At 63.0% G+C, this 12,761-nt stretch carries 13 protein-coding genes; 9 read left to right on the top strand and 4 right to left on the bottom strand.

Features of this window, described 5'->3' with window-relative positions:
* Positions 1-4 precede the first annotated feature (4 nt).
* Complete coding sequence (locus OE856_RS07350; RefSeq protein ID WP_263715428.1) at positions 5-865, top strand: CpsD/CapB family tyrosine-protein kinase; 861 nt, start codon at positions 5-7, stop codon at positions 863-865.
* Here the strand turns inward: OE856_RS07350 and OE856_RS07345 are convergent.
* Genes OE856_RS07345 through OE856_RS07335 form a run of 3 tightly spaced genes read right to left on the bottom strand, consistent with a single transcriptional unit; the run spans position 856 to position 3,871 of the window.
* The gene (locus tag OE856_RS07345) at positions 856-1,668 is read right to left on the bottom strand and encodes a glycosyltransferase family 32 protein (protein ID WP_263715427.1); all 813 of its coding nucleotides are present in this window, start codon (positions 1,666-1,668) and stop codon (positions 856-858) included. The genes OE856_RS07350 and OE856_RS07345 overlap by 10 nt on opposite strands.
* A 52-nt stretch (positions 1,669-1,720) precedes the next feature.
* Positions 1,721-3,292 (bottom strand): hypothetical protein, encoded by a 1,572-nt coding sequence (locus OE856_RS07340; RefSeq protein WP_263715426.1) that lies wholly within the window; start codon positions 3,290-3,292, stop codon positions 1,721-1,723.
* Between the two features lie 48 nt (positions 3,293-3,340).
* Positions 3,341-3,871: a serine acetyltransferase gene (locus OE856_RS07335; protein ID WP_263715424.1), complete on the bottom strand. Its 531-nt coding sequence runs from the start codon at positions 3,869-3,871 to the stop codon at positions 3,341-3,343.
* 323 nt (positions 3,872-4,194) lie between these two features.
* Here OE856_RS07335 and OE856_RS07330 point away from each other — a divergent pair, with 323 nt between their 5' ends.
* The 7 genes from OE856_RS07330 to rfbA are packed head-to-tail and all read left to right on the top strand — an operon-like array spanning position 4,195 to position 10,832.
* The gene (locus OE856_RS07330) at positions 4,195-5,946 is read left to right on the top strand and encodes an ABC transporter ATP-binding protein (RefSeq protein WP_263715423.1); all 1,752 of its coding nucleotides are present in this window, start codon (positions 4,195-4,197) and stop codon (positions 5,944-5,946) included.
* Between the two features lie 15 nt (positions 5,947-5,961).
* Positions 5,962-7,032 (top strand): glycosyltransferase family 4 protein, encoded by a 1,071-nt coding sequence (locus OE856_RS07325; RefSeq protein WP_263715422.1) that lies wholly within the window; start codon positions 5,962-5,964, stop codon positions 7,030-7,032.
* A complete protein-coding gene (gene rfbC / locus OE856_RS07320; protein WP_263715421.1) occupies positions 7,032-7,616 on the top strand; it encodes a dTDP-4-dehydrorhamnose 3,5-epimerase in 585 nt (194 codons plus the stop codon). The genes OE856_RS07325 and rfbC overlap by 1 nt, the downstream gene beginning before the upstream one ends.
* Positions 7,613-8,656 carry a dTDP-glucose 4,6-dehydratase gene (gene rfbB / locus OE856_RS07315; protein ID WP_263715420.1) on the top strand — a complete coding sequence of 348 codons (1,044 nt, stop codon included), beginning with the start codon at positions 7,613-7,615 and terminating at the stop codon, positions 8,654-8,656. The genes rfbC and rfbB overlap by 4 nt, the downstream gene beginning before the upstream one ends.
* 3 nt (positions 8,657-8,659) lie before the next feature.
* Entirely contained in the window at positions 8,660-9,127 is a 468-nt protein-coding gene (locus OE856_RS07310) for a metal-dependent hydrolase (RefSeq protein WP_263715419.1), read from the top strand.
* Positions 9,124-9,969, top strand: coding sequence for a dTDP-4-dehydrorhamnose reductase (gene rfbD / locus OE856_RS07305; RefSeq protein ID WP_263715418.1), 846 nt, complete (start codon positions 9,124-9,126; stop codon positions 9,967-9,969). The genes OE856_RS07310 and rfbD overlap by 4 nt, the downstream gene beginning before the upstream one ends.
* Positions 9,966-10,832 carry a glucose-1-phosphate thymidylyltransferase RfbA gene (gene rfbA, locus OE856_RS07300; RefSeq protein ID WP_263715417.1) on the top strand — a complete coding sequence of 289 codons (867 nt, stop codon included), beginning with the start codon at positions 9,966-9,968 and terminating at the stop codon, positions 10,830-10,832. Before rfbD ends, rfbA begins: the two co-directional genes overlap by 4 nt.
* Here the strand turns inward: rfbA and purU are convergent, their stop codons facing one another.
* Entirely contained in the window at positions 10,833-11,717 is an 885-nt protein-coding gene (gene purU, locus OE856_RS07295) for a formyltetrahydrofolate deformylase (RefSeq protein ID WP_263715416.1), read from the bottom strand.
* A 154-nt stretch (positions 11,718-11,871) separates the two neighbouring features.
* Between purU and OE856_RS07290 the strand changes: the two genes are divergently transcribed.
* Positions 11,872-12,720, top strand: coding sequence for a flagellar motor protein MotB (locus OE856_RS07290; RefSeq protein ID WP_263715415.1), 849 nt, complete (start codon positions 11,872-11,874; stop codon positions 12,718-12,720).
* Positions 12,721-12,761 lie beyond the last annotated feature (41 nt).

Genomic DNA, 12,761 nt, shown 5'->3' with positions numbered 1-12,761 from the left:
ACACATGGAACGTATCCAGTCCGCCATCGAGAAAGCCCGCAAATCGCGCGCCGCGAACTCTCATCCGCGCGTGACGTCCAAGGCCGAGCCGGCCCAGGTCGACACGCCCATGTCGCGCGCCGCCGCGCGCCAGCCCGACGGGCGCAAGGATATCTGGAAGGATGTCACCCTGTTCGAGCCGCGCGAAACCGTGCTGCGCAGCCACCGTATCCTGGCATTCGAGCCCGGCCCCGATGCCGTGCCCTATGACATGATCCGCACCAAGCTGTTGCACCAGATGCGGGCGAACAAATGGTCGCGTGTGGCGATTACCTCGCCGACCAGCGGGTCGGGCAAGACCATGACCTGCGCCAACGTGGCCTTTTCCATCGCCCGTCAGACCGACATGTTCGTGATGCTGGTCGAACTGGACATGCGCCGCCCGGCTCTGGCCAAGGCGCTGGGCCTTAAGGATGACTGCCAGTTTTCGCGTGCCCTGCTGGGCGAGGACGAGCCCGAGAAACACCTGCGCCGCTATGGCAGCAACCTGATCTTTGCCGCCAACCAGAACGCCGAGCGCCACCCCGCCGAGCTGTTGCAAGGGGTCACCGCGGCCGAGGTTCTGGACGAGCTGGAAAAGAAATACCGCCCCGACATCATGATCTTTGATACGGCGCCGCTGTTGGCCAATGACGACACGATTGCCTTTATCGACCAGGTCGATTGCGCGCTGCTGATCGCCGAGGCCGAACGGTCGACCATCCACGAACTGGACAAGTGCGAACAAGACCTGTCGGCGCGCACCAATGTTCTGGGCGTGATGCTGAACAAGTGCCGCTATCTGAGCAGCCACGAGGATTACGGTCGAGATTACGGCTATTTATGAATTCGGCGGACGAGTCTTCGCAGCTTTGCGCGAAGGCCCAGACGCTTGCCGTGCAGCCAGTGTTCGACACCAATTTGGGCTAGATCATCGAGATAGCCGTCGTACTGGATATAGAACACGATGTTCTCGCCATCCCGTACATGACCGGGCAGATTGTCTTGGCCGTTCTGTCTTGTGATGACACGGAACGTGCTGTCGGCAAATTCGTGCGTTCCTATGGGAAACGGTGTGGATTTGTCGCGTCCAAGCAGATGGTTCACCGCTGCCCCCAAGCCACCCGGACCGACGGTGCCGTAGCCATCGAAATTCGGGTTGCGATGTATGGTTTCAGTCGCTTGGTGAATGGCACGTTCGAGGAACGGATGCTTGGGAGCGCTGCAAATGAAAGCGTTGAATAGGGCCGTCGGCGAAAACCCGGCCAGGGGTACGACGAACTGATCGTCGGGCCGGATGATTTGTTCCAGGTTAACTTGGCAGACCGTGTCGATATCCGCATAAACGCCGCCGGTTGTCCACAGCTGGCAATAGCGCCAGAAATCCGCCCGAAAGGCGCCGCTCTTGATCTTGTGGTAGGCCGCGAGAACTTCGGGATCGAAATTATCGCGGATCAGAGAAATCTGCGCGTCATCGTCATGAAAGTGGTAGGTGAAGCCCGGATTTTTTTCCACCCAGCTCATCGCTGCTTCATGCATTCTTTCGGGTAGCTCGTTGCTCTTGAAAGTCTGGTGCAGCAGCGGCGGAATGTTGGGGTTGGGCCAGTCGGTCTTGGCGCGGGGCGGAATAACCGGTTGGATCTGGGGCATCTGAAATCAGCTCTCTGCGTAGGCAAATGAAACAGGGTAAAGGGGCGCAGTCTTACTTGTCGACGATCATTTCAAGGTATCTTTGGCGGCTCTTTTTCGGGATGTCCATCTGATACCGCACGGGGTTTCCGTCCACCTGGCGTCCAGGCGCGTCCATGTGCAACGTCTCGTCCGCGCGCACACGGTCCCGCCCGATCAGGGTGCCGGATTCGTCATAGATCAGCTTGTCGGCCCAGGGCGCCGACCAGAACAGCAGCGGGTCGTAATAGACATTGGCCGCGTCGGCGTCATAGCCGATGGCCGCCAGACGCGGCGCGCCGCCTTGAGGGCCTGGGGCATAGCTGCGCAGCTGATGCGTCGGAAAAGCGATCGAAATCAGCCCCGGCGCGCTGTCGTGAACGCCGTTCCAAGCAAATACCCCGATATCGACCCGGCTGGTCAGGCGTTGCGATCCGACATTCTGCGGGCGCTTGTCGTGCCAGTCGATCTCGATGCGGGCGCGTGTGCCCGAGGGGTCAAGCGGGATGACCCTCACCCGCGCCAGATCGCCCGACAGCACCGCCCATGTAAAGCTTAGCGGTCGGCCGTTCGGGTCGGTCGTCTGCTCGGCCGAAACGGTCAGCGTCTGGGTATAGGCCTCGGACCGCCAGACCCGCGCAATGGAGGACGGCGTGTCATGCAGCCGCTCGGACAGACCGGCGAAATCGGCATTATCGGCAAAGCTTTCCTCCTGCACCGCGATCCGCACCATCGGCGGCACGCTGTCGGGCATCAACGCCGAGGCCAGCGAGACCATCCGCTCGGGCACCAGCTGTTTCTTGTCGAACACCACCGGATGCGCCTTGCCGGTCATATACGAGTCGCGTGTGTAGATGCCCTTTTGGCTGCGCCGCAGGATCATCTGCAAGGTCGGCGCCACCAGCCCCTTTTCGCGCAGAAAGGCCTGGGTTTCAGGCGGCAGTGCCGCCAGTGTCAGCCCAAGCGCGCGCAGGAACGGCCGGTCAGAATGGGACGAACCCTGAATGATCACCATATAGGGCCAGTTCGCAGGAAAGTGGTCCTCGGCGTCGTGGTCCTTGTGTTCGGGATAGATGTAGAGGTGGTTGTTCACATAGGTCATGAACGACCGCTGCGCCCAGCCCGGCGTGGTCATGGCCAGCCGGGGCTGGCTGCGCGCGTTGCCCCTGGTGATCGCGGTCGAGGAATTGCCCAGCACGATGCCCGGCAGGATGATCTCGCCCCCCAGCCCGAAATCGGCGCCCTTCTTGATCAGCGTCGTGCCATAGGTCAGCACCGGCAGGGCGGGCATCGATTCCGGGTCGGGCAGAGAATGGCCTCGGTCGCGGTTGTCATAGATCACCCCGGCATAGCCCGCGGCACGTCCGGCGGCCTCGAGCTGGCGCAGGATCGCCGCCTCGGGCGAGGCATCGGTGACGCTGACCAGCGGCAGCGCCGGGTTGGGGGCGGGCATGTCAAAGCGTGAGGCCAGCCAGCCCAGCGGCGGCACGGCCAGCAGTTGATCTTCGGTCAGCACGCCGGGTTCGGCCTGCGCGGCACCGGGCATCAGGCCCAGACAACACAGACAGATCGCATGCAGGGTCGATCGCAAAGACAGCCGTTTCATGCCCGCATTGTTACCCGATTCCCTGAATCGAGCCACAGCACAACCGCGTCATGCGCGGGTTTCGGCAGGATCGCGCGGCCGGGCGCGGGCCGGGATGCCGACGGCCACCGAATGGGCGGGCACGTCGCGGGTGACAACCGCATTGGCGCCGATCAGGCTGTTGTTGCCGATGGTGATCGCGCCCAGAACCTTGGCACCCGCGCCGATATCGACCCGCCCCATCAGGCGCGGCGCGCCATCCGCGCTGGCCGTGGTGCCCAGCGTGACCTGTTGCAGGATCAGGCAGTTCGGCCCGATTTCCGATGCCGGATGAATGACGATGCCATTGGGATGCGGGATCTTCAGCCCGCCGGCGATCTTGCAGCTAAGCGGAATGTCGGCCTGTGTGATCACAGACCAGAATCGATGGTTCAGCACCCACCACCGACAGGCCATCCGCGCCCCGCGAGCGCGCGCGGCCTGATAGCGGCGGATGCTGCGCAGCAGCTTGCGTGACGGATCCCAGAACCCGCGCGGGGCCTCGCGGCTCCAGTCGGGGTCGGTGGCCGAAATCTGTTCGTCCGCGTTTTGCTGTGTCATCCTGTCATCCGGCCCTTGCCGCCTTTGGCCCGAGGCTTGCACGAACCGGCCGCCCAGTTCCAGCATTTTCACCGCCCCATTCCGCGCGCAACCCGTGCAGAATGCAGCAAAATCCCTACACTGGGGCGCTGAATGGGCCGCGAGTCGGGGAATTTGCTGGAACTTGCCCCGGCCAAGTATCATGAAGGGGCCACAAAACCGCCCCATGCGGGGCTTTCTGCCACTGTATTCCGTCTGCGAGGCAGGCCAATAATGACGGGCAAATTTGTATGAGAGATGTGTTCCGCAAAGTTTTTGCGTTGCTTGACGCCCGTGAACGGCGAATGTTCTACGTCGTCATGGGGGTGATGGTCATTGTCACCTTCTCTGAGATTTTCGGCCTTTCCACATTGCTGCTGCTGCTGCGCGTGCTGTCGAAACCCGAGATCATCGAAACCAACCGCATGCTGCATTGGCTGCACGAGACATTCACCTTCAACAGCGATTTCGCGTTTCAGGTGTTCCTTGCGGTTCTGACGCTGCTGGTGGTGTTCATCAGCCTGACCTTTCGCGCGCTGGGCAACTACGCGATCATCCGCTACTCGACCATGCGCGGTTACACCCTGTCGAGCCGTCTTTTGCAGGCCTATCTGCACCAACCCTATGAATGGTTCCTCGAACGCAACAGCGCCGAGGTGAACAAAAGCATTCTGGGCGAGGTTCAGGGCCTTGTCGCCCGCATTATCATCCCGCTGGTGCGGCTGGTTGGCAGCCTGATGATGGCGGCCGCGATCATCGTCTTTCTGGTGGTGCTTGACCCGCTGGTGGCGGTTTTCGCCGCGGCCTCGCTGGGGGGCAGCTATGCGCTGATCTATCTGTGGCTGCGCAAGCGGCTGGAGCGGCTGGGCAAGGAAAGCCTGCATGCCAACAAGCAACGGTTCCAGCTGATGCAAGAGGCCACGGGCGGCGTGAAAGAGGTGAAACTCCTGGGGCTTGAGGAAAGCTATGTCCGCCGTTTCCGCGAGCCCGCTCGGCTGGTGGCGCGAAATGCGGCCCTGTCGCAGGTCTATTCACAGCTGCCCCGCATCGCGCTTGAGGCGCTGACATTTGCCATTCTGCTGGGCATCGTCATGACCATGCTGCTGCGCAATGGCGGCGATATTGCCGCGACCATCCCCACGCTGGGTATCTTTGCCTTTGCCGTGATGCGCCTGCTGCCGACGCTGCAACAGGTCTATGCCAGCGTCTCGACCATCCGCAACGGCGCCCCGGTGCTGGATCATATCTATGACGATTACACCGACGCGATGGAACAGGCCAAGGAACACCCCGTCGTCGATCGCACTGGCAATAAGCTGCCCCTGAAAGACAAGCTGGAGCTGCGCGACCTTAGCTTTAGCTATGGCGACAATGCCCGCGCTGCGGTCGAAGGCATCAACCTGATCATCCCCGCCCGCAGCACCATTGGCGTTGTCGGCGGCACCGGTGCCGGCAAGACAACCCTGATCGACCTGATGCTGGGCCTGTTGACCCCGCAGGGCGGCGAGATCGTGGTCGATGGCCAGCCCCTGACGCGCGAGAACATGCATTCCTGGCGCCGCACCCTGGGTTACGTGCCCCAGACGATCTATCTGACCGACAGCACCGTGGCGCAGAACATCGCCTTTGGCGTGCCCGCCGACAAGGTCGACATGGAGGCCGTCGAACGCGCAAGCCGCATCGCCGCGCTGCATGATTTCGTCACCTCCGAGCTGCCCCAGGGCTATGACACCATCGTCGGGGAACGCGGCGTGCGCCTGTCGGGCGGCCAGCGTCAGCGTATCGGCATCGCCCGCGCGCTGTATCACGATCCGCTGCTGATCATCATGGACGAGGCGACCTCGGCGCTGGACAACCTGACCGAACGCGAGGTGATGGAGGCGGTGCAGAACGTGCGCAACCAAAAGACCATCATCATGATCGCCCACCGCCTGAGCACCGTGCGCAACTGCGACCAGATCATCCTGCTTGAACGCGGTCGCATCGTGTCGCAGGGCACGTTCGACGAGCTGGTCGAAGGCAACGAGACCTTCCGCAAGATGGCCTCGAACGGCTAGGTCTGGGGGCGCGCGATGAAGATCACATTCGTCAGCTCTCGGCCCAGCCTGTCGGGCGGCGCGCGCGTGATCGCGATCTATGCCGATCTGCTGCAGGCGCTTGGGCATGAGGTCACTGTTGTGGCGCCCTCGATCGAACAGCCGCGCCTGCCGGCCAAGCTGCGCGCGGCGTCGCGTGGGCGCCGTCTGCGTGATCATCCGACACAGTCGCATTATGACCATATGCGCGCGGATTTCCGCGTGGTCGATCACTATGGCCCCGTCACCGCCGCCGATGTGCCCGATGCCGACGTGGTGATCGCCACCTGGTGGGAAACGGCCTATACCGTCGCGCTGATGCCGCCCGAAAAGGGCCGCAAGTTCTATTTCGTGCAGCATCACGAAACCCACGGCGCCCCCAACAACCACCTGCGCGCGGGCAGCTATTTTCTGCCGCTGAAAAAGATCACCATTGCCAGCTGGCTGGTCGACACGATGCGCGATCTCTACGGCGACGCGCATTCGGCGTTGGTGCCCAACAGCGTTGATGGAACGATGTTCAACGCCCCGCCGCGCGGCAAACAGGCGCGGCCCACCGTATCGCTGATGTATGCGCCGACCCCGTTCAAAGGCACCGATATCAGCCTGCGCGCGCTGGACATCGTGCGCCAGTCGATCCCCGATCTGCATGTTGTGGCCTTTGGCGCCAAGGGCGTGCAGCCCGACCTGCCGCTGCCGCCGGGGGCTGAATTCCACCTGCGCCCGCCGCAGCAAAAGATCGTCGATATCTATGCGGGCTCTGATCTTTATCTCTTTGGCAGCCGCTCTGAGGGCTTCGGCCTGCCCGTGCTCGAGGCCATGGCCTGTCGCACCCCGGTCGTGGGCACCCGCGCCGGATGCGTGCCCGATGTCGTGCGTGAGGGAAAGAACGGCTATTCCGTGCCGATCGACGATGCCGAGGCCCTTGCCGCGCGCATGATCGACGTGCTGCGCGCGCCCGATGCCGACTGGCGGGCCATGTCCGACGCCGCCCGTCGCAGCGTCGAGGATTACACCTGGGAAGACGCAGCGAAATTGTTCGAAGCCGCTTTGTTGGAGGGCGCGTAATGAGTGATCCGTTGCTGACGGTCGAGGAAACGCCGCTGCCCGGCGTGAAGCTGCTGACGCCGCGCCGGTTTGGCGATGCGCGCGGCTATTTCGCCGAAACCTGGAACGCGCGGCGGATGGCGGCGGTGGGGCTTGATCTGAACTTTGTTCAGGACAATCACTCGCTATCTGCTGCGGTGGGCACGGTGCGCGGCATGCATTTCCAGGCACCGCCCCACGCGCAGGGCAAGCTGGTGCGCTGTGGGCGCGGCGCGCTGTATGACGTGGTGGTCGATATCCGCAAGGGCAGTCCCGCCTACGGCCAATGGTTCGGGGCTGAACTAAGCGCGGAGAACGGTAAGCAGCTGTGGGTGCCGGCGGGCTTTGCCCATGGCTTTGTCACCCGCGCGCCTGACACCGAGATCAACTATAAATGTACCGATTTCTACGCCCCCGAAACCGAGGGCGCGATCCGGTTCGACGACCCCGATGTGGGCATCGACTGGGGCATTGATGCGGCCAGCGCGCTGTTGTCCGACAAGGACGCCGCCGCGCCGCTATTGTCGCAAATCGACAGCCCCTTTACCTATGAGGTGCCGGCATGAAGCTGTTGGTAACAGGCGGGGCGGGGTTCATCGGGTCGGCCGTGGTGCGGCTGGCCATCGCGCGCGGCCATCAGGTGGTGAACGTCGATGCGCTGACCTATGCGGCCTGTCTGGAAAACGTGGCCTCGGTGGCCGATGACCCGGGCTATGCGTTCGAGCATGGCGATATCCGCGACCCTGAATTCCTGGCCCGCGTGTTCGACCAGCACCAGCCCGACGCCGTGATGCATCTGGCCGCCGAAAGCCATGTCGACCGGTCGATCGACGGCCCCGGCGCCTTCATCGAAACCAACGTCAACGGCACCTATCACCTGCTGCAGGCCGCCCGCGCCTACTGGGAAGGCCGCGGCCGGCCCGACACGTTCCGTTTTCATCATATCTCGACCGATGAGGTATTCGGATCCTTGGGCGCCGGAGGGCAGTTTACCGAGACCACCGCCTATGATCCGCGCAGCCCCTACTCGGCCTCCAAGGCTGCCAGCGATCACCTGGTGCGGGCCTGGCATGAAACCTATGGCCTGCCGGTGGTGCTGACCAATTGCTCGAACAATTACGGGCCCTATCACTTCCCCGAAAAGCTGATCCCAGTGGTCATTCTGAACGCGCTGGCGGGCAAGCCCATTCCGGTTTACGGCGCGGGTGAGAATGTGCGTGATTGGCTGTATGTCGAGGACCACGCCGACGCCCTGCTGCTGGTGCTGGAACAGGGTGCGCTGGGCCGCAGCTATAACATCGGCGGCGAGAACGAGGCCCGCAATATCGACATCGTGCGCAAGATCTGCGCCATCCTTGATCGCCTGCGCCCCGGCGATGCGCCGCATGACCGGCTGATCACCTTCGTCACCGACCGCCCCGGCCATGACCTGCGCTATGCGATCGACCCGACCCGCATTCGAACCGAGCTGGGCTGGCGCCCCTCGGTCACGCTGGATCAGGGGCTGGAACGCACGGTCGCGTGGTATCTGGAAAACGAGGACTGGTGGCGCCCGTTGCAGACCCGTGATGGCGTGGGCCAGCGGTTGGGTACCGGAAAGGATTAGGGAATGCTGACCGCCCATCTGCCCTCGGGCTATCTGCTTTATCGTGCGCAGCCGGTGCAGGCCCTGCCGGTGCTAGCCGCCGCACTGGTGGGCGCGGTGCTACCGGATATTGACATGATCTTTTTCTACCTGGTCGATCACCGTGCCATTCATCATCACCGTTACTGGGTGCATGTCCCGCTGTTCTGGGCCGGGGTGGCGGCGTTGGTTCTGCCGCTGCTTTACCGGCGCGGGTGGCATTGGCCCGGGCTGGTGTTTTTCGCCGCGATCGGGTTGCACATGGTGCTGGATTCCATAGGGGGTGGCATCATGTGGGGGGCGCCTTTTGACACCCGCCTGCATGCGCTGGTCACCGTGCCCGCGAGCCAGAGCCACTGGGTGCTGTCCTTCATCCTGCATTGGACGTTTCTGGCCGAACTGATGATCTGGGGCGCGGCGCTTACCCTGTTCTTGCGGAGGTCGCGGGCATGATTCTTGTCTTTGGCAAAACCGGCCAGGTGGCCACCGAGTTGCAGCGTCAGGCCGATGTGATCGCGCTGGGCCGCGATGAGGCTGATCTGGAGCGCCCGGGCCGCTGTGCCGATGCGATCTTGCAGCACGCGCCCGATGTGGTGATCAACGCCGCCGCATGGACGGCTGTCGATCAGGCCGAGGCCGAAATGGATCGCGCGATGCGGGTCAATGCCGATGCGCCGGGTGCGATGGCGCGGGCCTGCGTGGCGCGGGGCATTCCGTTTCTGCATGTGTCCACCGATTACGTGTTCGATGGCAGCGGCGATCAGCCCTGGGCCGAAGACGATCACCCCAGCCCCTTGGGCGCCTATGGCCGCACCAAGCTGGAGGGCGAAAAGCTGGTCCGCGCGGCGGGCGGCAACCATGCGATCCTGCGCACGTCCTGGGTGTTTTCGGCCCATGGCGCGAATTTCGTGAAAACCATGCTGCGGCTGGCGGAAACGCGCGACAAGCTGACCGTGGTGGCCGACCAGATCGGCGGCCCGACCCCGGCGGCGGATATCGCGGCGACGCTGCTGACCATGGCGCGGGCCATGCGGGCCGGGCAGGGTGGCGGCACCTATCATTACGGCGGGCAGCCTCATGTCAGCTGGGCCGATTTCTCGCGCGAGATTTTTGCGCAGGCGGGCAAGGCGGTCGAGGTGGCGGATATTCCGTCGTCTGACTATCCGACCCCGGCGAAACGGCCGCTGAACTCGCGGCTGGATTGCGCCAAACTGGCGGCTGAATTCGGGGTCAAACCCCCATTGTGGAAAGACGGTCTGGCCGCGGTATTGGCCGAGTTGGGAGAAGGCAAATGACTCAGCGCAAAGGTATCATCCTGGCGGGCGGCTCGGGCACGCGGCTGTATCCGATCACCATGGGCCTCAGCAAGCAACTGCTGCCGATCTATGACAAGCCGATGATCTATTACCCGCTGTCTGTGCTGATGCTGGCCGGTATCCGCGAGATCGCGATCATCACCACCCCGCAAGATCAAGATCAGTTCCGCCGGATGCTGGGTGACGGCGCGCAATGGGGGCTGGAATTCACCTATATCGAGCAGCCCTCGCCCGATGGTCTGGCGCAGGCCTATCTGCTGGCGCGCGACTTTCTGGCCGGCGCGCCCTCGGCGCTGGTGCTGGGCGACAACATCTTTTTCGGCCACGGCCTGCCCCAGCTGATGGCCAGCGCCTCGGCGCAGGGCGGCACCGTCTTTGGCTATCGCGTGGCCGACCCCGAGCGTTACGGCGTGGTCGATTTCGACGATACCGGCGCGGTGCGGTCGATCATCGAAAAGCCCGAAAAGGCGCCCTCGCCCTATGCCGTGACGGGTCTTTATTTCCTCGACGGCACAGCGCCTGACCGGGCGGCTCAGGTGAAACCCTCGGCGCGCGGAGAGCTGGAGATCACCTCGGTGCTGGAAAGCTATCTGGCCGATGGCGCGCTGTCGGTCGAGCTGATGGGCCGCGGCTATGCCTGGCTCGATACCGGCACCCATGGCAGCCTGTTGGACGCGGGCAATTTCGTGCGCACCCTGTCCGACCGGCAGGGGATGCAGATCGGGTCGCCCGACGAAATCGCCTATCTCAATGGCTGGATCAATGCCGACGCCCTGCGCGAGCGCGCGGCGATGTTCGGCAAGAACGGCTATGGCGCCTATTTGCTGGGTCTGCTGCGGTAATCAGCCCATCCGTTCCGACGCATACGACCCGGGGCTGGCCGGGAAGACCACGGTTTTATTGCCGTTCAGGAACACGCGGTAATGGATATGCGCGTGGATCGCGCGGGCCAGAACCTGGCTTTCCACATCACGGCCCAGGCTGACGTAGTCGTCGGGGCTTTGGGCGTGGGTGACGCGCACGGTGTCCTGCTCGATAATCGGGCCTTCGTCCAGATCGGCGGTCACGTAATGCGAGGTCGCCCCGATCAGTTTCACCCCGCGCTGGAACGCCTGCTTATACGGGTTCGCGCCCTTGAAGCTGGGCAGGAACGAGTGGTGGATGTTGATGATGCGGCCCGAATATTTCTGGCACATCTCGTCCGACAGCACCTGCATATATCGCGCCAGCACGATCAGCTCGGCGCCCGAATCCTCGATCACCGCCATCTGCTGGGCCTCGGCCTGCGGTTTGTTTTCCTTGGTGACCTTGATGTAGTGGAACGGGATGTCGTGGTTCACGACGACCTTTTGATACTCCAGGTGGTTCGAGATCACCCCGACGATATCAATCGGCAGCGCCCCGATCCGCCAGCGATAGAGCAGATCGTTCAGGCAATGGCCAAAGCGCGACACCATGATCGCGACCTTCATTTTTTGCGCCTCGTCGTGAAAGGCGAAATCCATGCCCATCTTGGCCGCAACACCCCCAAAGGCGCCGTTCAGATCCTCGATGGTTTTGCCCAGCTCGCTGCGAAAGCTGACCCGCATAAAGAAATTGCCGGTTTCCTGGTCGTCGAACTGCGCACTGTCGGTGATGTTGCAACCCTGATCGGCCAGAAAGGCCGAGATCGCCGCGACGATACCGCGGGTGGTGGGGCATTTGACGGTCAGGGCATAGGTGCTCATCTGGGTATCCGCTGATCTGATGTGTTTGGGCCAGTGACAGCAATCTTGGGGTGTTTTCAAGGCCTGCCATGGAAAATCACTAGGATTTTAGGGGTTAAGCCCCTCTTCACCGCCGTTTGATAGGTCTGAATGCGGGTGAATATGAGGTGGTGAAATGGGCGCAGGTCAAAACGCGCCAGTCATCATCAAGCGCAAAAAGGTCGTGGCCGGTGACGGTCACCACGGTGGTGCATGGAAAGTGGCCTATGCCGACTTCGTGACCGCCATGATGGCCTTTTTCATGCTGATGTGGCTGCTGAACGCGACAACCGAAAAACAGCGCAAGGGGATTGCGGATTATTTCAATCCGACGATTCCCGTGAACCGCATTTCCGGCGGGGGTGAGGGCGCCTTTGGCGGCGAAAGCATCTTCTCCGAGGAGATCCTGGCCCAGACCGGCAGCGGCGGCACCGATCGCCACGCCAGCAGCCAGCGCCAGTCGCGCGGGCAGAACGGGGTAGATGCGTCCGACACGAAATCAGACCCCGCCGAAAGCGCGGCCTTGCAGGAACAGGTCGATCAGATGCTGCGCGCCATGGGCGGCGAAAGCATGGCTGCCAACAACGCGCTGCGCCACATCGTGACCCGTGTCACCGACGAGGGGCTGGTTGTCGAACTTTACGACAACCCCGGCAGCCCGCTGTTCCTCGAAGGCACGGCCGAGCCGACCGAGATGACCCGGATGATCGCCGGTCTGGTGGCCGAGGTCTTTGCCCTGGTCGACAACCGCCTGGCCGTGGGCGCCTATTCGCGCGCGCATCCGGTTGTGCTGGCCGATGACCCGGCCTGGGATCTGACCACTCGCCGCGCCCACGCCATGCGCGAACTGGTCGAGGCGGCGGGCTTTCCTGCCGACCGGGTGCAGCGCGTGACCGGCTTTGGCGACAATGATCTGGTCACGATCGACCCGATGGCGGTGCGCAACAACCGGGTCGAGCTGGTGCTGCTGCGGGCGGGGAGATGAAACTAGATAAGATTTTATCTGTTAGGCGCGCGTTAAGCCGG

This window comes from Actibacterium sp. XHP0104 (assembly GCF_025751515.1).
GTDB lineage: Bacteria > Pseudomonadota > Alphaproteobacteria > Rhodobacterales > Rhodobacteraceae > Actibacterium_D.
The sequence above is the reverse complement of the archived record's forward strand: the minus strand, read 5'-3'. Positions and strand labels throughout refer to the sequence as shown.

Excerpts from the sequence above, each read along its gene's own strand:
- OE856_RS07350 (WP_263715428.1), top strand. The coding sequence starts at position 5 with ATGGAACGTATCCAGTCCGCCATCGAGAAAGCCCGCAAATCGCGCGCC.
- OE856_RS07345 (WP_263715427.1), bottom strand. The coding sequence starts at position 1,668 with ATGCCCCAGATCCAACCGGTTATTCCGCCCCGCGCCAAGACCGACTGG.
- OE856_RS07340 (WP_263715426.1), bottom strand. The coding sequence starts at position 3,292 with ATGAAACGGCTGTCTTTGCGATCGACCCTGCATGCGATCTGTCTGTGT.
- OE856_RS07335 (WP_263715424.1), bottom strand. The coding sequence starts at position 3,871 with ATGACACAGCAAAACGCGGACGAACAGATTTCGGCCACCGACCCCGAC.
- OE856_RS07330 (WP_263715423.1), top strand. The coding sequence starts at position 4,195 with ATGTTCTACGTCGTCATGGGGGTGATGGTCATTGTCACCTTCTCTGAG.
- OE856_RS07325 (WP_263715422.1), top strand. The coding sequence starts at position 5,962 with ATGAAGATCACATTCGTCAGCTCTCGGCCCAGCCTGTCGGGCGGCGCG.
- rfbC (WP_263715421.1), top strand. The coding sequence starts at position 7,032 with ATGAGTGATCCGTTGCTGACGGTCGAGGAAACGCCGCTGCCCGGCGTG.
- rfbB (WP_263715420.1), top strand. The coding sequence starts at position 7,613 with ATGAAGCTGTTGGTAACAGGCGGGGCGGGGTTCATCGGGTCGGCCGTG.
- OE856_RS07310 (WP_263715419.1), top strand. The coding sequence starts at position 8,660 with ATGCTGACCGCCCATCTGCCCTCGGGCTATCTGCTTTATCGTGCGCAG.
- rfbD (WP_263715418.1), top strand. The coding sequence starts at position 9,124 with ATGATTCTTGTCTTTGGCAAAACCGGCCAGGTGGCCACCGAGTTGCAG.
- rfbA (WP_263715417.1), top strand. The coding sequence starts at position 9,966 with ATGACTCAGCGCAAAGGTATCATCCTGGCGGGCGGCTCGGGCACGCGG.
- purU (WP_263715416.1), bottom strand. The coding sequence starts at position 11,717 with ATGAGCACCTATGCCCTGACCGTCAAATGCCCCACCACCCGCGGTATC.
- OE856_RS07290 (WP_263715415.1), top strand. The coding sequence starts at position 11,872 with ATGGGCGCAGGTCAAAACGCGCCAGTCATCATCAAGCGCAAAAAGGTC.